General features: G+C 72.3%; 17 protein-coding genes and 1 pseudogene. 7 read left to right on the top strand and 11 right to left on the bottom strand.

Translation table 11 applies throughout. The annotated features are described in order from the left end of the window. Positions 1–64: 64 nt before the first annotated feature. Positions 65–1225, bottom strand: coding sequence for a DUF4190 domain-containing protein (locus tag ABZZ17_RS06135; RefSeq protein ID WP_356872529.1), 1161 nt, complete (start codon positions 1223–1225; stop codon positions 65–67). 145 nt (positions 1226–1370) lie between these two features. Then, positions 1371–2945 carry a S8 family peptidase gene (locus tag ABZZ17_RS06140; protein WP_356872531.1) on the bottom strand — a complete coding sequence of 525 codons (1575 nt, stop codon included), beginning with the start codon at positions 2943–2945 and terminating at the stop codon, positions 1371–1373. 209 nt (positions 2946–3154) lie between these two features. Here ABZZ17_RS06140 and ABZZ17_RS06145 point away from each other — a divergent pair, with 209 nt between their 5' ends. The 3 genes from ABZZ17_RS06145 to ABZZ17_RS06155 all read left to right on the top strand — a co-directional run bounded on the left by ABZZ17_RS06145 (position 3155) and on the right by ABZZ17_RS06155 (position 6308). After that, positions 3155–4267 carry a pyridoxal-phosphate dependent enzyme gene (locus tag ABZZ17_RS06145; RefSeq protein WP_356872533.1) on the top strand — a complete coding sequence of 371 codons (1113 nt, stop codon included), beginning with the start codon at positions 3155–3157 and terminating at the stop codon, positions 4265–4267. A 242-nt stretch (positions 4268–4509) separates the two neighbouring features. Next, a complete protein-coding gene (locus tag ABZZ17_RS06150; RefSeq protein WP_356872535.1) occupies positions 4510–5328 on the top strand; it encodes an isocitrate lyase/phosphoenolpyruvate mutase family protein in 819 nt (272 codons plus the stop codon). Between the two features lie 44 nt (positions 5329–5372). After that, a complete protein-coding gene (locus ABZZ17_RS06155) occupies positions 5373–6308 on the top strand; it encodes an EamA family transporter (RefSeq protein ID WP_356872537.1) in 936 nt (311 codons plus the stop codon). Between the two features lie 25 nt (positions 6309–6333). On the opposite strand, the gene ABZZ17_RS06160 is transcribed toward ABZZ17_RS06155, so the two are convergent. The 4 genes from ABZZ17_RS06160 to ABZZ17_RS06175 form a co-directional block, all read right to left on the bottom strand. Next, a complete protein-coding gene (locus ABZZ17_RS06160) occupies positions 6334–7113 on the bottom strand; it encodes a trypsin-like peptidase domain-containing protein (RefSeq protein ID WP_356872539.1) in 780 nt (259 codons plus the stop codon). A 5-nt stretch (positions 7114–7118) separates the two neighbouring features. Beyond that, complete coding sequence (locus ABZZ17_RS06165) at positions 7119–8198, bottom strand: alpha/beta hydrolase-fold protein (RefSeq protein WP_356872541.1); 1080 nt, start codon at positions 8196–8198, stop codon at positions 7119–7121. A gap of 196 nt (positions 8199–8394) precedes the next feature. Continuing rightward, complete coding sequence (locus ABZZ17_RS06170) at positions 8395–9513, bottom strand: alpha/beta hydrolase-fold protein (RefSeq protein ID WP_356872543.1); 1119 nt, start codon at positions 9511–9513, stop codon at positions 8395–8397. 192 nt (positions 9514–9705) lie between these two features. Beyond that, the gene (locus tag ABZZ17_RS06175; RefSeq protein WP_356872545.1) at positions 9706–10143 is read right to left on the bottom strand and encodes a MarR family transcriptional regulator; all 438 of its coding nucleotides are present in this window, start codon (positions 10141–10143) and stop codon (positions 9706–9708) included. Positions 10144–10220: 77 nt separating this feature from the next. On the opposite strand from ABZZ17_RS06175, the gene ABZZ17_RS06180 reads away from it, so the two are divergent. Beyond that, the gene (locus tag ABZZ17_RS06180) at positions 10221–11195 is read left to right on the top strand and encodes an SMP-30/gluconolactonase/LRE family protein (protein WP_356872547.1); all 975 of its coding nucleotides are present in this window, start codon (positions 10221–10223) and stop codon (positions 11193–11195) included. A 58-nt stretch (positions 11196–11253) separates the two neighbouring features. Here the strand turns inward: ABZZ17_RS06180 and ABZZ17_RS06185 are convergent, their stop codons facing one another. Next, complete coding sequence (locus ABZZ17_RS06185) at positions 11254–12969, bottom strand: AAA family ATPase (protein ID WP_356872549.1); 1716 nt, start codon at positions 12967–12969, stop codon at positions 11254–11256. Between the two features lie 212 nt (positions 12970–13181). Beyond that, positions 13182–13283 (bottom strand): annotated as a pseudogene (locus ABZZ17_RS06190) (type II toxin-antitoxin system YoeB family toxin); the annotation flags it as partial. Positions 13284–13381: 98 nt separating this feature from the next. Here ABZZ17_RS06190 and ABZZ17_RS06195 point away from each other — a divergent pair. Next, the gene (locus ABZZ17_RS06195) at positions 13382–13963 is read left to right on the top strand and encodes a Uma2 family endonuclease (RefSeq protein WP_356872551.1); all 582 of its coding nucleotides are present in this window, start codon (positions 13382–13384) and stop codon (positions 13961–13963) included. A 111-nt stretch (positions 13964–14074) separates the two neighbouring features. Here ABZZ17_RS06195 and ychF read toward each other — a convergent pair whose 3' ends face one another. Beyond that, positions 14075–15163, bottom strand: coding sequence for a redox-regulated ATPase YchF (gene ychF, locus ABZZ17_RS06200; RefSeq protein ID WP_356872553.1), 1089 nt, complete (start codon positions 15161–15163; stop codon positions 14075–14077). Positions 15164–15312: 149 nt separating this feature from the next. Between ychF and ABZZ17_RS06205 the strand changes: the two genes are divergently transcribed. Next, complete coding sequence (locus tag ABZZ17_RS06205) at positions 15313–15834, top strand: DUF6542 domain-containing protein (protein ID WP_356872555.1); 522 nt, start codon at positions 15313–15315, stop codon at positions 15832–15834. Positions 15835–15857: 23 nt separating this feature from the next. Here the strand turns inward: ABZZ17_RS06205 and ppgK are convergent, their stop codons facing one another. Further along, positions 15858–16607: a polyphosphate--glucose phosphotransferase gene (gene ppgK, locus ABZZ17_RS06210; RefSeq protein ID WP_356872557.1), complete on the bottom strand. Its 750-nt coding sequence runs from the start codon at positions 16605–16607 to the stop codon at positions 15858–15860. 116 nt (positions 16608–16723) lie between these two features. Next, positions 16724–17737: a 4-hydroxy-3-methylbut-2-enyl diphosphate reductase gene (locus tag ABZZ17_RS06215; RefSeq protein WP_356872559.1), complete on the bottom strand. Its 1014-nt coding sequence runs from the start codon at positions 17735–17737 to the stop codon at positions 16724–16726. An 86-nt stretch (positions 17738–17823) separates the two neighbouring features. Here ABZZ17_RS06215 and ABZZ17_RS06220 point away from each other — a divergent pair, with 86 nt between their 5' ends. Continuing rightward, positions 17824–19221 (top strand): APC family permease, encoded by a 1398-nt coding sequence (locus ABZZ17_RS06220; RefSeq protein ID WP_356872561.1) that lies wholly within the window; start codon positions 17824–17826, stop codon positions 19219–19221.

The following is a 19221-nucleotide window of genomic DNA, read 5'->3' on the forward strand; positions in this document are numbered from 1 at the left end:
AGTTTCACCCGAAGTGATGAAGGCAGGTCACTCAAACCCGTTACCGCGCGTTACCCACAAGGCCTCAGACGGATTCCGCCGAGGGTCCGCCCCCGGAATCCTCGCCCGCATCCCCCGGGTAGTCCTCCAGCCACTCCGGAACCACGGTCGCCAAACCGTAGGCGCCACGCAGCGCCTGTTCGGTATCGACCGATATCGCCGCCAGTGCCCCGTCCCACGCGGCCTGGAACTCGGCCGGCTTCGTCGCCCGCGCGGCCCGCTGCCACGCCTTGCGCGCCGCCTCGACCTCCTTCAGCTGCGCGGCCGCCGCCGGACCCGTCCCCGGGCGGCGCGTCACGTCCCGGAGCATCCGCTCCTCCGCGCCCAGCGACTCCTCGACCTCCCGCGCCCACGCCCGGTACTCGGGCAGGGCGTCGGCGACCTCGGCGTCCGGTCCGCGCCCCAGCGCCTGGTCCGCGGCGTTCAGCGCGCGCAGCAGGGTGACCTGTTCGGGCGTCAGCATCCCCTCGTCCCGGCGCAGGCTCCCCTCGTGCTCCTCCTCGGAGGTTCCGATCACGCAGATCAGACGCCGGTCGCCCGCCCGCCAGGACTCGCGCGAGGGCGCGAAGTAGAACATCTCCGCGTACCCGGGCAGCGCCCACGTGTCCATCGCGTACGCGTCCTGCGCCTTCCAGCACATGTCCGTGACGGACCGCTGGAGCTCCTGCGTGCCCGGGAAGGAGTCCGTGCCGAGCAGGGTCGCGGAGGTCACCTCGGCGTCGTGGACCGAGGCGCAGCCGATCCGGTAGACCAGGGGGTCCTCGTCGAGGAGGTCGCCGCCGGGGACGTTGAAGCACTCCCCCGCCCGGAGTTCCTCCATGACGGTCAGCTCGCCCTCGGTCACCTCGGGGGAGCGGGACGGGCCCAGCCGGTCGAGGAACTCCCTGCCGTACGCCCCGGCGCCGGCCACGACGGCGGCGGTCATCACCACGGAGACCACCAGGCCCACGACCGCCAGGGCCTTGCCGCGCTCCCCCTTGCGCGCGATCTGCACCAGCGCCACTCCGGCGAAGACGATGCCCAGCGGCGGGAAGCAGAGCAGCCCGACCAGCAGGGAGGCCAGGGCGAACCCGTTGAGCACGGGCGGCAGCGCCCGGGCGGGCGGCCCCCACGGCGGCTGCGGGGACGGCGGAGGCCAGTGGTGGCCGGGGCCGGCGGGAGGCCGCGGCGGGGGCGGGGTGCTCACGGGGTGAGGTGCTCCATCACGGGGGGCGCGAACGAATGCGCGAATAGTACGCAGCGGGGGCGACCGAGTCCTCGGTCGCCCCCGCGTTCATCGCGCGATCCAGCCTGCTATCGCGCCCCTTGCCTCCCGGTCTCCCGGGGGGTCGTCAGAACTGCAGCGCCCACGAGTCGATCTTGCCGACGTCGGCGTTCGCGAGGTCGGCGACCCGCAGCTTCCAGACTCCGTTGGCGACCTCGGAGGAGGCGTTCACGGTGAAGGTCTGGACGATGTTGTCCGCGCTGCCGCCGGTGCGGTTGCGCAGGTTGTAGACGGTTCCGTCGGGCGCGACCAGGTCGACCTTGAGGTCACCGACGTAGGTGTGCTTGATGTCGACCGGCACGCTCAGCGTGGCCGGGGCGTTGCCGGAGATCCCGCTGACGGTGACCGGCGACTCGACGGTGGCGTTGTCGTTGATCGCGTAGTCGTTCAGGTTCTCGAAGCGGGTGCCCGGGTTCGGCGGGGTGGTGCCCCCGCCCACGTTCAGCAGCCGGTTCGGGGAACCGGAACCGGGACCGGTCACCACGTTCGGGGTGGCCGCGGCGACCAGGCCCGCGGAGACCTGGGCCGGGGTGCTGGCCGGGTTCTGCGAGAGGTAGACCGCGGCCGCGCCCGCCACGTGCGGGGAGGCCATCGACGTGCCCGAGATGGTGTTCGTGGCGGTGTCGCCGGTGCCCCACGTCGAGGTGATGTTGGAGCCCGGCGCGAAGATGTCCAGGATGCTGCCGTAGTTGGAGAAGCTGGACTTGGCGTCGGTGTTGGTGGTGGAGCCGACGGTGATGGCCTCCGCGACGCGCGCCGGCGACTTGGTGCTGGCGTCGGTCGACTCGTTGCCCGCCGCGACGGCGTAGGTGATTCCGGCGGCTATGGAGTTGCGTACGGCGGTGTCGAGCGCGGGGTCCGCCCCGCCGCCGAGCGACATGTTGGCCACGGCCGGCTTGACGGCGTTGCGCGTCACCCAGTCGATGCCGGCGACGACCTGGGCCGTGGTGCCGGAGCCCTGGTTGTTGAGCACGCGGACGCCGACGATCTTGGCCTTCTTGGCGACGCCGTGCGCCGTGCCGCCGACGGTGCCCGCGACGTGGGTGCCGTGGCCGTGGCCGTCCTGGGCGGTGTTGTCGTTGTCGATGGCGTCGTAGCCGTAGGAGGCGCGGCCGCCGAAGTCCTGGTGCGTGATGCGGACGCCGGTGTCGATGATGTAGGCGGTGACGCCCTCACCGGCCTTGTCCGGGTACGTGTAGCTGTTGTCCAGCGGGAGCGAGCGCTGGTCGATGCGGTCCAGGCCCCAGGACGGCGGGTTGGGCTGGGTGGCGTCGACCGTGAAGAGGCGGTTCTGCACGACCGACTTGACGGCGGGGTCGCCGGCGAGCTTTCTGGCCTGCGCCTCGGAGACCTCGACGGAGTAGCCGTTGAGGGCGGCGCTGTAGGTCCGGTCGATCTTCGCGCCGTACCGCTTGGCCACGGCCTTGCCGCTGTCCGCGGTGGAGCGGGCGGCGGAGTCGTTCAGGGTCACGATGTAGCTGCCCGGGATCGCTCCCTCGGCGCCTGCGTTCTGGATGACGCCCAGTGCGCCGTGGTCGGCCGCCGAGGCGGGTAAGGCGGCGGCCGCGCCGAGCGCGAGGGCCACGACGGCGGTCGCGCTGATGCCGGCGATTTTCCGGCGGGTGTGACGCATCACGGACATGTGAGGGTTCCTCCTCATAGGTGGTGCGCTGCGGGGGGTGTGCGACGGCGCACGAAGGCACCAAAAGGCATGCTCATGACAATGAGCGGTGCCCAACAGGTCGTCGCTCCCGAAAGGTTGACCCACCTGTGCGGCATCCGACAAGAGGACAACGGACGCGTAACATCCGTGCCATACAACGGCCATGATTGAGCAAAGGCGTTCCGCACATGACGCACGCACTCCCTGGTTACCTCTGCCCCGAGGACGGCACGCGCGCGGACGTGCGGACCGCCCCGTGGTGCTGTCCGGTCTGCGGTGGCCCCTGGGACCTCGACTTCGCACCTGATCCGGCCACCGCCCTGGAACCGTCCGCGGGACCCCACTCCCTGTGGCGTTTCGCGGCCGCACTGCCCCTGCCGGGGGCATTCTCGGTGACGCTGTCCGAAGGGCACACCCCGCTGGTGCCGCTGGCGGAGCGCGTTCACGCCAAACTCGACTTCCTGATGCCGACGCTGTCGTTCAAGGACCGGGGCGCGGTGATGCTCGCCGAGGTGGCCCGGCGGCTGGCCCCGGAGCGGGTGGTCGCGGACAGCAGCGGCAACGCCGGAACCTCCGTCGCGGCGTACTGCGCGCGGGCCGGACTGAATTGTGAAGTTTTCGTGCCCGAGGGCACTTCGGAGAAGAAGACCGGGCAGATGCGGGCCCACGGGGCCGCCGTACGGATCGTGCCGGGCGGCCGCGAGGCCGCCGCCACGGCCGCCCGGGCCGCCGCCGACGAACCCGGCGTCTTCTACGCGAGCCACGTCTTCAACCCGTACTTCCTCCAGGGCACGAAGACGTACGTGTACGAGGTCTGGGAGGCCATGGCCGGACGGCTGCCCGAGGTACTGGTCGTCCCGGTCGGCAACGGCACGCTGCTGCTCGGCGCCGCGCTGGCGGTGGAGGAGCTGGCCCGGCGCGGGGTGCGGCCGCCCGCGCTGATCGCGGTGCAGTCGGCGGCGGTGGCCCCGCTGGCCTCCGCGTTCGCGGCGGGCGCCGAGGACGCGGGGCCGGTGCCCCAGCTGCCGACCCTGGCCGAGGGAATCGCGATCCCGGCCCCGCCGCGGGCCCGGCAGATCCTGGCGGCGGTACGGAAGTCCGGCGGCACCTTCCTGACCGTCCCCGACGACCGGCTGCGCGAGGCCCAGCGGGACCTCGCCCGGCGCGGCCTCTTCGTCGAGCCGACCGCCGCGGCCTGCTGGGCGGCGGTGCGCCCCGGCGCCCCCGGCGACCCCCTCCAGGGCCGCACCGCGGTCCTCCCCCTGTGCGGCGCGGGCGCGAAGACGGGCCTGGCCACGTAACCCCTGCCGGGGCGGCACCGGGGAGAGGGTCTCCGGCCGGGGCACGCGCGGACAGACGGCCCAGGCGGGCGGGCGGGCGGCCCGGCGGCCCGAGCAGAGGGCCGGGCGGGTCGGCGGGTCGGGCAAGAGCCCGGGCGGGGGACCCCGGTGGACGGTCCGCACCAGCGGCGCCGGCGGGGGCCAGGTGACATGGTGTCGGAAATTCGCCAGCCCCGGGCGGGGCGGTCTGATGGACTGCACCCATGACCGACTCCCGTGACCTCGCCGCCCGCGCCGCCGCCTTCGCCGCGCTGCACACCCCCGCCTCCCCGCTCGCCCTCGCCAACGCATGGGACGTCGCCAGCGCCCGCGTCGTCGAGGCCGCCGGCTCCCGCGCCGTGGCCACCACGAGCGCGGGCGTGGCCTGGTCCCTCGGTTCCCCCGACGGCGACGCCCTCGCCCGCGACCGCGCCCTCGACCTGATCGCCCGCGTGGCCGGCGCCGTGTCCGTCCCCGTGACCGCCGACATCGAGGGCGGCTTCGGAGCCGACGCCGCCGCCGTCGGCGAGACCGTCACCGGGGTCCTCGCCGCCGGCGCGGTCGGCGTCAACATCGAGGACGGCAACCGCGCCCCCGCCGACCACGCGGAGCGCCTCGCCGCGGCCCGCGCCGCCGCCGATGCCGCCGGGGTCCCGCTCTTCGTCAACGCCCGCATCGACACCTACCTCTTCGGCCTCGGCGCGCCCGAGACCCGGCTCGACGAGACCCTGGCCCGCGCCGCCGCGTACCTCGAAGCCGGGGCCTCCGGCATCTTCGTGCCCGGCGTGGTCGACCCGGCCACCGTCGCCGAACTCGCCAAGGGCATCGACGCCCCGCTCAACGTCCTCGTCGGCCCCGCCGCGCCGTCCGTGGCCGAGCTCGGCGCCCTCGGGGTGGCGCGGGTCAGCCTCGGGTCCTGGGTCGCGGAGGCCGCGTACGCCCTGGTCCGCCGCGCCACCGAGGAGCTGCTGGCCGGCGGCACGTACGGTCCGCTCGCGGACGCCCTCCCGTACGGCGAGCTGAACGGCCTGCTCAAGGGCTGAGAAATCCAGAAGCCTGCAAGGGCCAACGACCCTAGGATCCGGACATGCGCACCTCAACCCCGGTCGAGAGCGGCCCCGCCGCGCCCCCGCACCGCAAGATCACCGGCGCCGTCTGGACCGCGCTCGCCCTCGTGTACGTGGTCTGGGGCTCGACCTACCTCGGCATCCGGATCGTCGTCGAGACCATGCCGCCGTTCCTCTCGGCCGGGGCCCGCTTCATCACCGCCGGCCTGGTGCTGACCGGGATCGTCGCCTGGCGGTTCGGGCCGGCCGCCCTCAAGGCCACCGGCGCGCAGGTCCGCTCGGCGGTCCTGGTCGGCCTGCTGCTGATCCTGGGCGGCAACGGCCTGGTGGTGCTGGCCGAGACCAGCGTGCCGTCCGGGCTGGCCGCCCTGCTGGTGGCGAGCGTGCCGATGTGGGTGGTCCTGCTGCGGACGGCCACCGGGGACCGGCCGCCGGCGCGGACCCTGGGCGGCGTACTGGTCGGTCTCGCCGGGCTGGCGGTGCTGACCGGTCCCGGGCTCACCGGCGCCGTCCGGCTGTCGGGCGTCCTGCTGGTCGTCGTGGCGGCGGTGCTGTGGTCCCTGGGCTCGTTCTCCGCGTCGAAGCTGCCGCTGCCGGGCAACCCCTTCACGGGCAGCGCCTACCAGATGCTCGCGGGCGGGGTCGGCGGGGTCGTCGTCGGCCTGCTGCGCGGCGAACAGCGCGGCCTGGATCCCGGCTCCTTCTCCACCGCCTCCTGGCTGGCGCTGGCCTACCTCGTGCTGATCGGGTCGGTGGTCGGTTTCACCGCGTACGCGTGGCTGCTCCAGGCGGCGCCGCTGTCGCTGGTGTCCACGTACGCGTACGTCAATCCGGTCGTCGCCGTCGCGCTCGGGGCGCTGATCCTCGACGAGGCGCTGACCTGGCCGATCCTGCTCGGCGGCGGCATCGTGGTGGCGGCGGTCGGCGTGATCGTCAGCACGGAGCGCAAGAAGTAGCGGCGGGCGCCGGGGACGGCGGGGCTCAGCCCCGGGCCGCCCGCTCGTAGAGGGCCTTGGCGCGCTCGTCGTACAGCGCGGCCGTGGAGTCCACGTCCGTGTCGCCGCCGCTGAGCACCCCGATCAGCCGGCCGGGCTGGCCCGTGCCGCCCCGGTCGGCGATCCAGGGGCTGCCGCTGGTGCCCGTCCAGAAGCCCGAGCAGCTGATGTACAGCATGTCGGGGTCCTCGTCGTCGTGGCGGGTCTGGGTGGTGCAGGAGACCGGCTTGTTCTGCGGGTTGTGCTCGGACTCCGGGTAGCCGACGACGGTCACCTCGCGTTCGTACCCGGAGGTCCAGTCGGGCTTCGGCGCCTCGCCGCCGCCGACCCGTTCCTGCACGCTGCGGCCGTCCTCGTCCGGTTCGACGGTGAGGAAGGCGAAGTCGGCGGTGTCCTCGCCCCACTTCGTCCAGCGCTCGTCCACGTGGATCGAGCGGACCTTCCACACGCCGAGCGGCTGGGTGCCGGCGCCCTCGCCCGAGAAGGCGGGGGCGAAGGCGAGCTCGCCGATGGCGAGGCCGTCGTGCGCGACCTCGCCCGGCTGACCGTCCTCACCGGCCGGGGCCACGCAGTGCGCGGCGGTGGCGACGACGTTGCCCTCGGGGCTGTCGACCACGCTCGCCGTGCACCAGTGCTCCCCGCCCGCCATGAGCACGCCGACGGTGGGGAACGGATGCACCGCCCGGTCCTCGGACGCCTTGAGGAGCACGAGTCCCGCCACCGCCGCGATCCCCGCGGCGGCGGCCGCCGAAGCGCCCCTCAGCACCGGGCTCAGGGCACGGCGGGGTCGGGGGTCGGCGCTTGCAACACCTTGCTGATCCACGCCAGCGAACCCTCCCTCATGCCGCGTACGTACGACTTTCCGTTGTGCTCACCATCCTGGATCACCTGGAGCCGGGTGTGCACGGGGCCCTTCCCGTACTCCTTCATGAACTTCTCGGCGAGGTCCCGGCCGCTCTCCTTGGTGCCGATCTGGAAGTTGACGTAGACGTCCGGGCCGCCCGCCCTGATCAGCTTCTCGGCGAGCTTCTCGGGGTTGTTCTCGTCCATGGCCTGCCGGTTCCCCTTCCACAGCGGGGAGTCCGGGACGATGTCGACGCCGCTCGCGATGGCCGCCTTGAAGCGTTCGGGGTGCTTCAGGACGTGCTTGAAGGCACCGAAGCCGCCCGAGGAGGAGCCCATGAAGGCCCAGCCGTCGCGGGAGGTGAAGGTGCGGAAATTGGCCTTCGTGAAATCCGGGACGTCATCGGCCATCCAGGTGCCCATCTTCGGCTGGCCGGGGATGTCCGAGCCGTCGAAGTGGTGCTTGGTGTCGGCGTTGATCACTGGCATGACGAGGATGAAGGGCAGGCTGGTGCCGTCCTTGACCCCGTCGATCACGGCCTGCTGGAGGCCGAGGCCGGGCCCGGTGCCCCAGTAGTTCTTGGGGTAGCCGCGGCCTCCGGGCAGGGAGATCAGCACCGGGAAGCCGCTCTTGGCGTACCGCGGCTCGTCGTACTCCTTCGGCACCCACACCCACACGTCACCGGTGAAACCGGACTTCGCCCCGGTCAGCGTGGTCATCGCGATCTGCGTGCCGTCCGGCAGCCGGCTGGCGCGCGTGAACTCGGCCTTCGGGCCGGTGGGCATGAGCACCCCCGGCCGGATGTCCTCGGCCGCCGCCGACTCCTGGATCTTCCCGAAGGACACCGGATCCCCTATGTCCGAGAAGAGGCCCGCCTTGTAGGCCGCCGCGCCGCCCCCGGCGGCGAGGACGAAGACGAGTCCGCCGATCAGGAGCGGACGCAGGCGCTTCGGGCGACGGTGGCCCCCGGTCGCGGGGCCTTCGTCGCCTTGCTGGTCATGCTGCACGGATTGTTCCCGTTCCTTCTCCGGCGCCCTGGTTGGGCGCGAGTCGGACCGATAGGTCCCCCTTACACACCTGACAGAGGTGTGAACGACCGTATGGGTTGCCTGGGACCGGGGCGACGTGGCGAGGGCCACGTGGCCCCGGGCGGGAACGGGGCGGGAACGGGGGCGGGACGGTCCGGCCGGGCCGGGTCCCGGATCAGCCCGCGTCGGGCTTCGGAGCCTTCAGCACCTTGCTGACCTCCTGCAAGGCGCTCTCCTTCATGCCGCGGACGTAGTCCCAGCCGTTGTGGTCGCCGCCCACGATCTCGTGGATGGTGACCTTGACGGGCCCCTTGCCGAACTGCTGCTGGAACTTGTCCAGGCGGGCGCGGCCGCCCTCCTTGGTCCCGTACTGGAAGGCGACGAGGACCTCGGGGCCCTTGGTGTCGATCAGCTTCTGGGCCAGCTTCTCCGGATTGTTGGCGTCCATCTCCGCCTGGTGGCCCTTCCACAGCGGGGAGTCCGGGACGATCTCGCCGCCGTTGGCGATCACGGCCTTGAACTTGTCCGGATGCTGCATGACGTGCTTGAGGCCGACGAAGGCGCCGGAGGAGTTGCCCATGAAGGCCCAGCCGTCGCGGGACTTGTACGTACGGAAGTTCGCGCGGGCGAAGTCCGGCACGTCCTCGGCCATCCAGGTGCCCATCTTGGCCTGGCCGGGTATGTCGGAGCCGTCGTAGTAGTACTTGGCGTCCGGGTTCAGGACGGGCATGACCAGGATGAACGGCAGGCTGGTGCCGGCCTTGACGCCTTCGCTGACGGCCTTCTGGAGGCCCAGGCTGCGGTCGGACCAGTAGTTCGCCGGGTAGCCGTTGCCGCCGGGGAGCGCGATGAGGACCGGGAAGGCGCTCTTGGCGTACTTGGGGTCGTCGTACTCCTTGGGGGCCCACACCCAGACGTCCCCCTCGAAGCCCGACTTGGCGCCGGTCAGCCGGGTCTTGGCGATGACCGTGCCGTCGTCGAGCTTGGCGGTCTGCTTGAAGGCGGACTTCGGTCCGGAGGGCATGAGCACGTCCGGGTCGCCGCTCGGAGTGGGCGTGGCCGCGGTCTCCGGGGACTTCTTCTTGGCCCCGGTGTCGGCGGCGGGCGCCGGGTTCTTGCCGAAGCTGACGGCCTCCCCGTTCCCGGAGAACCACTCGTACTTCCAGGCGGCGAAGCCACCGCCGCCGGCGAGCAGCGCGCAGGCGACGCCCGCGCTGATCCACACCGCGCGCCGGGACCGCCTGGGCGCGCGCCCGGGCTCGCGGCTGGACGGCTGCTGCGGGTACTGGTGCACGGACTTCGCTCCGAACGGTCATGCCTGTCCCGGGCGGGACAGAACGGCTGGACATCCCCTTAGTCCTGATGGGCGAACGCCCCGGGGAGTTCCAAAACACGGCAAAAACTTGCGCTGAACCTCTGGTGCCGGCCCGGACGCCTCCCGGACGCCCACGCGGACCGCCCCCGGGCGCCCCGCGGCCGCGGGCGGTCACTTCAGGGCGTCGAGCACCTCCGCGCAGCGCCCCAGCAGCTCGATGAGCCGCTCCCGTTCCTCCGCGGAGAAGGCGGCGGCGAGCGCCCGCTCGACGCGTACGGCGCCGGCGTCGGCCTGCTCCATCACGGCCCGGCCCTCCTCGGTGAGGCGGGTCTCCAGGACGTTGCGGTGCCACTCGTGCGGCGTCCGTTCGATGAGCCCGCGCTCCTGGAGGTTCTTCAGCACGGTGTTCATGGTCGGCGGGGTGACCCCGCAGAGCCGGGAGAGGGCAGCCGCCGAAATGCCCGGCTTCTCGCCGAGCCAGAGCAGGGCGGCGTACTGCGGAACCGTTACTGCGGCCGGTTTGCAGGCGGTGTTCTTCGCCGCGAGGAGCGCCTGCTCGGCGCGCTTGATGTGCGAGCCGATGCGCTCCTCGGCGGGCATGGAGGTCATGCGGGCATCCTACGACCCTTGCCAATCATTAGAGCTCTAACTACTCTTCGCCTACACCTGATCGAAAGGGAACACCCATGCCGAAGCTGTCGAAGCTCCTGCCCCTCACCCTGACGCTGACCGCGGCGGCACTGTCGCTGGGCGCCGCACAGCCCGGCACGGACGCCCGCGTCGCGACCGCCTTCACGCTGCCCGGCGCGAAGGTCTACCCCGAGGGCATAGCCGCCGACGCCCGTACCGGCACGGTCTACGTGGGCTCGTACGCGGACGGCACCGTCTACCGCGCCCGCCCCGGCGCCCGTACGGCCGAGGTCTTCCTGCCGGCCGGCGCCGACGGCCGCACCACCGCGAACGGCCTGCGCGTCGACGCCCGGGGCCGCCTGTGGGTCACCGACTCCACCAAGGGCGTCACGGTGTACGACACCCGGACCGGCTCCCGCCTGGCCCGGTTCGAGATCCCGGGCGACGCCCCGCGCTTCGTCAACGACCTGACCGTCACCCCCGACGGCACCGCCTACCTGACGGACAGCGTGCGCGGGGTGATCTACCGCGTCACCCCCGCCCAGCTGGCCGCCGGCGACGGCCCGCTGCTCACCGCGTACGACCTGACGCCCGCCCTGCGCCCCCGTCCGGCGGGCGCCTTCAGCCTCAACGGCATCGTGTCGGACCCGGCCGGGCGCTACCTCCTCGCCGTCGACATGCCGGAGGGCGACCTCTACCGCGTCGACCTGCGCGGCGGAGCCGTCAGCCGCGTCACCCTGACCGGCGGGGACCTCAAGGCCGCCGACGGGCTCGACCTCTCCGCCGACGGCGCCCTGCGGGTGGCCCACAACACCCCGAACACCCTGACGCGCTGGCAGCTCACCCCGGACGGCACCCGCGCCCGTCTGACCCGCACCCTGACGGACCCGTCCCTCCAGATCCCCACCACCCTGACCCACCGCCCGGGCCGCACCCTGGTGGTCCGCTCCCAGTTCGACAAGGGCGGCCCCCTGACCCCCTCCACGGGCACCCCGACCACCTTCACGGTGGCCTCGGTCCGCGGCCTCTGACACCGGGGGCCGACCGGGTGAGCTGCACTCCTGCCACCGCCGGCCCGGCCTCCCGGCGTCACGGGGTGAGCGGGAGCCCCTCCGTCAGGTCCCGGTAGGCGTCCGTGATGTCGGCCACGTGAATCGTGGTCAACTCGTCCGGAGAAGGGTCCAGGCCACCGAGCAGCTCGGAGATCCGCAGGTCCCGGAGGGCAGCCGCCTTCCGGACGACCTCCCGGGCGAAGCGGCCGTTGCCGAGCCGTTCGACCGTCCCGTCGGCCACGCCGCGTCCGCACGCCGCCCGGAGCCCGGCCTCCGCGTCCTCGGTGAGGACATCGCCCTGGACCCGGAGGAACGACCGGGCGATGAGCATCAGCTCGTCGGGCGAGTAGGCCGGAAAGTCCACCCGCGTGTTGAACCGGGAGGCGAGACCGGGATTGGCGGAGAGGAGGTCGCGCATCTCCTCCGGGTACCCGGCGAGGACGACTACCAGGCGGTGCCGGTCGTCTTCGGCCCGCTTCAGCAGCACCTGGAGGGCCTCCTGCCCGAAGGCGTCCCCGCCCGAGTACCCCGCGTTGACCAGGGCGTACGCCTCGTCGACGAAGAGGACCCCGTCCAGTGCCCTGTTGACGGCCTCGGTCGTCTTCAGGCCCGTGGAGCCGAGGTGCTGTCCCACGAGGTCGGCCCGCTGGACCTCGACGACGTGCCCCCGCTCCAGCAGGCCGAGCCCGGCGAAGACCTGGCCGACGATCCTCGCGACCGTCGTCTTCCCGGTACCGGGAGGCCCCGCGAACACCAGGTGGACCGGGGACGGCGCCGCCCCGAGCCCCTGCGCCCGGCGCGCGGCGGCCATGCGCAGCTGCGCGGACAGGGTGCGCACCTGGCGCTTCACCGGCGCCAGGCCCACCATGCCGTCCAGCTCCGCCATCGCCGCATCGAGCATCGCCGTACGTTCGTCGTCGCTGAGACCCGCGGCGCCGCCCGGGGCGTCCTCTGCCGCCTGCTGCCGCACCCGGTCCGGAGCGGCGGTCGCCTGGGCCGGCACGGAAGCACCGGCCGGGACAGCCGCCCCGGCCCGCTCGGCGACGTCGACCAGCCCCGGGCTGTACCGGAAGGCCCGCTGGAACTGCTTGAGGGCCTCCTCGGCCCGACCGGTCTCCTCGTACGCACGCCCGCGGAGGTAGGCGACCTCGCCGAGGAAGCCCGCGTTGTCCCGGAGCGCGTGCGGCAGTGGGTGCAGCACGTTGAGCGCCTCGTGGCACACGCCCTGCGCCACCAGGCCGGCGGCCACGTAGAGCTGCGACTCGTCCAGCAGGAAGGCGTCGCCGATGCCCTGGGCGAACCGCAGGAGGAGGGGCCAGTCCCGCTTCGTGAAGGCGTACCGCGCCAGGACGAACCGGGTCTCGTCGCAGTCGAGCACGGCGGAGGACAGCATGCGCCACGCCTCGTCGGGCCGGTCCTCGTCCAGCAGCTTCGCCGCCTTCGCCAGCCACAGGTCCCGGGACGACTCCAGGCGGAAGTTCACGTACCCGCCGATCTGGAAGCGGGAGGCCAAGGGCGTCCGGAGCCTCGTGCGCAGGGCCCCGAAGGAGCGCGAGTCCCCGTACATCGCCTCGACTGCCTCGCCCTGGCGCCGGCCGACGGCATGGAGACCCAGCCAGGCGTCGGCCTCCAGCGGGTTGTGCCCGACGGCCGCGTCGAAGGCCCCGGCCGCGGCGGGCCGGTTCCCCCGCCTCAGGTACTCCACGCCCTCCGACCAAGCCTGCTCGCACTTCTTGACCGCACGTCGCGACACGGACGTTCCCGACACCGCGCTCCCCCCTCCACCCTTGCCAACCACCCCCGACCGGCGGCCCTTTCGGTACGCACATCCTCCCCCACCCCCCACCGGAAAGGGCACGCGGACATCCACCACCCGTCGAGCAGCCCGGCGCCGCGGCCCGCCCGGCCCCGAGACCGATGAGCCGCCCACGGCCGGATGCCAGGCGGGTGGCCGGTGACGACGCGGTACCGAGCCGCGAGAACGACCATCTCCTTCTCTGTCACCAGGTAGACGAGGCGCTGCTCGTCGTCGATCCGCCGCGACCACACGCCAGGCAGGTGACCGCGTCGTCTACACCTTCGACAACGGAGAGATGGCGGTCTGGGTCGTTCATGCCGGACACCGGTCCACCGACTTGGGCCGCAACAGGCGCTACCGTGAAGCCATGACCGCACTGCCCGACTGGATGCGCCCGCCGCGCGCGGAAGGCTGGTTCGCGGAGGACCTCGACCGCCTCCCCGAGGCGCCCCGCCACACCGAGCTGATCGACGGAGCCCTCGTCTTCATGATGTCGCCCCAGCGGTCGTGGCACGGCCGCCTCGTCACCGCCCTGACCACCACGCTCATGGCGCAGGCACCGGCCGGCTTCGAGGTTGAGCGCGAGATGACGATCCGCCTCGACGCCCGCAACCGCCCCGAGCCGGACCTCCTGCTGACGAACCTGCCCTACGACCCCGACCGCACCTGGTACGCCCCGGAGGACGTGAAGCTCGTTGTGGAGGCGGTGTCACCCGAGTCCGCCCATCGCGATCGCACAGTGAAGCTCCGCAAGTACGCGGAGGCCGGCATCCCGCACTACTGGCGCATCGAGGACGAGGACGGGGCACCCGTCGTCCACGTCTACGAGCTCGACGAACCCACCGGCGCCTACGCCCCCACCGGAATCTTTCGCGGCACCCTCCAGCGCCCGGTGCCCTTCGCGATCAACCTGGACCTCGACAAGCTCACGCCGCCCCGAAGCGGCTGAAAGTCAGCACCAAGTCAGCACGGGAATGCGGAAGGGGTCGGACTCTGACGAGTCCGACCCCTTCTGACCTGCACGTTTGACGAACTTGGCTAACATGCAGTAACGAATCGACTACACGTTGAAGCGGAATTCCACCACGTCGCCGTCCTGCATGACGTACTCCTTGCCCTCCATGCGGGCCTTGCCCTTCGCGCGGGCTTCGGCGACCGAGCCGCACTCGACCAGGTCGGCGAAGGAGATGACCTCGGCCTTGATGAAGCCGCGCTGGAAGTCGGTGTGGATGACGCCCGCGGCCTCGGGGGCGGTGGCGCCCTTCTTGATGGTCCAGGCGCGGGTTTCCTTCGGGCCGGCCGTCAGGTACGTCTGGAGGCCGAGGGTCGTGAAGCCGACGCGGCCGAGGGTGGCCATGCCGGGCTCCTCCTGGCCGACCGACTGGAGGAGTTCGAGGGCCTCGTCGTCCTCCAGCTCGATGAGCTCCTGCTCCAGCTTGGCGTTCAGGAAGATCGCCTCGGCGGGGGCGACCAGCGCGCGCTGCTCGTCCTTGAAGGCCTCGTCCGTGAGCTCGTCCTCGTCCACGTTGAAGACGTACAGGAACGGCTTCGTGGTGAGGAGGTGCAGCTCGTGCAGGAGGTCGCCGCGCTCGGTGCCCTTGGTGATGCCCTTCGAGAAGAGGGTGTCGCCGGCTTCGAGGATCTTCTTCGCCTCGACGACGGCCGCGAGGACCGCGACCTTCTCCTTCTGGAGGCGGGACTCCTTCGTCAGGCGCGGCTCCGCCTTCTCGATGGACTGGAGGTCGGCGAGGATCAGCTCGGTGTTGATCGTCTCGATGTCGTCCTTCGGCGAGACCTTGCCGTCGACGTGGACGACGTTCTCGTCCTTGAAGGCACGGATGACCTGGCAGATCGCGTCCGACTCGCGGATGTTCGCGAGGAACTTGTTGCCCAGGCCCTCGCCCTCGGAGGCGCCGCGCACGATGCCCGCGATGTCGACGAAGTCGACCGTCGCCGGGAGGACCTTCTGCGAACCGAAGATGCCGGCGAGGACGGCCAGGCGCGGGTCCGGGACGCCGACGACGCCGACGTTCGGCTCGATGGTGGCGAACGGGTAGTTGGCCGCCAGCACGTCGTTCTTGGTCAGGGCGTTGAACAGGGTCGACTTGCCGACATTCGGCAGGCCGACGATTCCGATCGTGAGCGACACGTTGGCGACTTCCCGTAGCTGGAGGGGGCGGCGGCCCGGAGTGGGCCACCGGACAGTTTACTTTCAGATGAGTGGCACTGGATGTACGCGTGTCCAGGGCCCCGTACGGGGGGCCTCCCGCCTAGTTTGGTGGGGTGGAGCAATACAGGATGCGTTCGGTACGTCACCCTCAGGCGCCCCAGTCGCCCCAGGCGCCCCGCCGCCCGGTCCCGGGCGGCGGCGTACCCGCACAGGCCCAGCGGCCCCGGCCCCGCCCGCCGATGGCCCGCCGGATGCCCCGGCCCCGGCTGACCGGGCTGGGCGGCGGGCTGCTCGCGTGCACCGGCATGCTGCTGGCCGCCGGGATCTCCTGGCTGCTCTTCGGCTCCTCGCTCTTCGTGTACGGGCTGCTCTTCCTGCCGGTCGCCGCCGCGACGGCCCTGTGGGTGCGGCCCGCCGACCTGATCACGGCGCCGGTCTCCGTCCCCATCGCCTTCGCCGCCGGGGTGTGGCCCGTCTCGGGCGGCTCCAGCGGCTTCGCCGGGCAGCTCATGGGGGTGGTCTCCGCGCTCTCCCTGCACGCCGGGTGGCTCTACGCGGGCACCCTGGTCGCCGCCCTCATCGCGCTGGCGCGGCGCGCCGCGCTGAGCGGACGCCGGCGCGCCGCCCGCCGCAGCACGGCGGCGTACTAGCCGCTCCCCCGAGTGCGCGGGGGCTACCCCGCCTGGTCGTCGCGGGCCGCCATGGCCGCCCCGACGATCCCGGCGTCGTTCTGGAGCTTCGCCGGGACGATCTCCGCCCGGACGCCCTCGATCAGCGGGAGGAACTTCTCGGGCTTGCGGCTGACGCCGCCGCCGAGGACGAAGAGGTCCGGGGAGAACAGCATCTCGACGTGGGCCAGGTACTTCTCCAGCCGCCGCGCCCAGTGGTGCCAGCTGAGGTCCTCGTCCTCCTTGGCCTTGACGGAGGCGCGGGTCTCCGCGTCGTGGCCCTTCAGTTCGAGGTGGCCGAGCTCGGTGTTCGGTACGAGCCGCCCGTCCCGGAAGACGGCGCTGCCGATGCCCGTGCCGAGGGTGAGCAGGATGACCGTGCCGGCGACCCCGCGCCCCGCCCCGTAGGTGATCTCCGCGATCCCGGCCGCGTCGGCGTCGTTGAGGACGGTGACCTTGCGGCCGTCGAGCCGGGAGGACAGCAGGGCCGCCGCGTCGAGGCCGACCCATCCCTTGTCCACGTTGGCGGCCGTCCGGGTGATGCCGTGCGTGACCACGCCGGGGAAGGTGACCCCGATCGGCCCCGTCCACGAGAAGGCGCCGACCACCTCGGCAACGCAGTCGGCCACCCCCTCGGGGGTGGCCGGTTGCGGTGTCAGTACTTTGTGGCGCTCCTGCGCCAGCTCGCCGCGGTCCAGGTCCACGGGAGCGCCCTTGATCCCGGAACCGCCGATGTCCACACCGAAGATCTGCATGGAATCACCGTACGAAACGAACGAGCCGCCGCGCGAGCCAGTGGCCGGGGCCGGGACCACGCGAGCCGGGGCGAGGCCGTCAGTCGGTCCGGCTCCCGGCCGTCAGGGTCAGGCCGTCAGGCGTCCGGCCCGCCGGCCACCAGCCCCGCCGCCTCGGCGCGCAGGTCGCGGCGCAGTTCCTTCGGGAGCGAGAAGACGATCGACTCCTCGGCGGTCTTGACGATCTCGACGTCCGCGTAGCCGCGCTGGGTCAGCCACTCCAGGACCTCCTCGACCAGGACCTCCGGCACGGAGGCGCCCGAGGTGAGGCCGACGGTGCTGACGCCCTCCAGCCAGGCCTCGTCGATCTCGCTCGCGAAGTCGACCAGGTGGGCGGCGCGCGCGCCCGCGTCGAGGGCGACCTCGACGAGGCGGATGGAGTTCGAGGAGTTCTTCGACCCGACGACGATGACGAGGTCGGAGTCGGCGCCCATCACCTTGACGGCGGCCTGGCGGTTGGAGGTGGCGTAGCAGATGTCGTCGCTCGGCGGGGAGACGAGGAGCGGGAACTTGGTCTTCAGGGCGTCGACCGTCTCCATCGTCTCGTCGACGGAGAGGGTGGTCTGCGACAGCCAGACGACCTTCGACTCGTCCCGCACCGTCACGTTCGCGACGTCGTCGGGGCCGTCCACGATGGTGATGTGGTCCGGTGCCTCGCCGGAGGTGCCGATGACCTCCTCGTGGCCCTCGTGGCCGATGAGGAGGATGTCGAAGTCCTCGTTCGCGTAGCGGATGGCTTCCTTGTGCACCTTGGTGACCAGGGGGCACGTCGCGTCGATCGTCGCGAGCTTGCCGCGCGCCGCCTCCTCGTGGACGACGGGGGCCACGCCGTGCGCGGAGAACATCACGATGGAGCCCTCGGGGACCTCCTCCGTCCGCTCGACGAAGATGGCGCCCTTCTTCTCCAGGGTCTGGACGACGTACTTGTTGTGCACGATCTCGTGGCGTACGTAGACCGGCGCACCGTACTGCTCCAGGGCCTTCTCGACGGCGATCACGGCTCGGTCCACGCCCGCGCAGTAGCCGCGGGGGGCGGCGAGCAGGACGCGGCGGGATGCGGGAGCGGGGGCGGGTGCAGTCATGTCCTCCATCGTACGGGGGGCTCCAGCAGGCCGTACGTCCCCCGTCCGGCACACACTTGCCCGAAAGCCTGTCCCGCCTATCCCTCGGAGGACGGATGGCGTCCGTCACGGATTCCGGTACGCCCGCGCCCACCGCCCTGCGGCGGAGCCTCGGCTTCCGGGACCTGGTCGTCTACGGTCTGCTCTTCATCGCCCCGATGGCGCCGGTCGGGGTCTTCGGGACCCTGGACGCGAAGTCGCAGGGGGCGGTCGCGCTCGTCTACCTCGTCGCGACGGTCGCGATGGCCTTCACGGCCTTCAGCTACGCCCAGATGGTGCGGGTGGCCCCGCAGGCCGGTTCGGTGTTCACGTACGCCCGCAAGGGGCTCGGGGAGGGGCCGGGGCTGATCGCCGGGTGGATGGCGATGCTCGACTACCTGCTGATCCCGGCCGTGGCGTACCTGTTCTCCGGGATCGCGATGAACGCGCTGGTCCCGGAGGTGTCGCGGTGGGTGTGGACGGCCCTCGCCGTCGTGATCACGACCCTGCTGAACCTGTGGGGCGTACGGGCGGCCGCGCGGGTGGGGTTCGCCGTGCTGGCGATGGAGATCGTGGTCCTGCTCGTGTTCCTGGTCGCGGCGGTGGTGGCGCTGGCGGACGGCGGGGCACGGCGCGGCTGGCTCTCGCCGCTGACCGGTGACGGCCCGCTCGGCTTCTCGGCGGCGGCCGTGCTGGGCGCGGTGTCGGTGGCGGTGCTGTCGTACCTGGGCTTCGACGCGATCGCCTCGTTCGCCGAGGAGGTGACGGGCGGCTCGGCGCGGGTGGCGCGGGCGGTGTTGTTCTGTCTGGCGCTGACCGGGGTGCTGTTCGTCGCGCAGACCTATCTGGCGGCGCTGCTGGCGCCGGTGTCCTCGGCGGAGCTGGCCGCGGACCCGGCGCTCCAGGGGCCCGCGTTCTACGACACCGTCGAGTCCTCGACCGGGACGTGGCTGCACGACCTGGTGGCGGTCAGCAAGGCGATCGGGGCGGCCTTCGCGGCGCTCGCCGGGCAGGCGGCGGCCGGGCGGCTGCTGTTCGCGATGGCCCGGGAGCGGCGGCTGCCGCGGTTCCTGGCGCGCACCTCGGACGGCACTCCGCGGGCCGCGCTGCTGGTGGCGGCGACGGTGACGCTGGTGGCGGCGGTGTGGGCGGCCCGGCGCGACGACGGGCTCGACCACCTGGTGTCGGTGGTGGACGTGGGGGCGCTGGTGGCGTTCACCCTGCTGCACGCCTCGGTGGTCGGCTGGTTCGTGGTGCGGCGCGCGGAGGGCCCGCCGAACTGGTGGAAGCACCTGGTGGCGCCGGTGCTGGGGGCGGCGGTGACCGTGGCGGTGATCGTCGAGGCCTCGTGGGAGGCTCAGGTCGTGGGGGCCGTGTGGCTGGTGGTGGGGCTGTGCGTGCTGGTGGCCCAGCGTGGCCGACGCGCCGCGGACCGGTCCGACGGGCCCGGTACCGGTGTCGGCCCCGGCGGCTAG

Origin of the sequence: Streptomyces sp. NPDC006512, assembly GCF_040611935.1 — a bacterium.
Classification (GTDB): domain Bacteria; phylum Actinomycetota; class Actinomycetes; order Streptomycetales; family Streptomycetaceae; genus Streptomyces.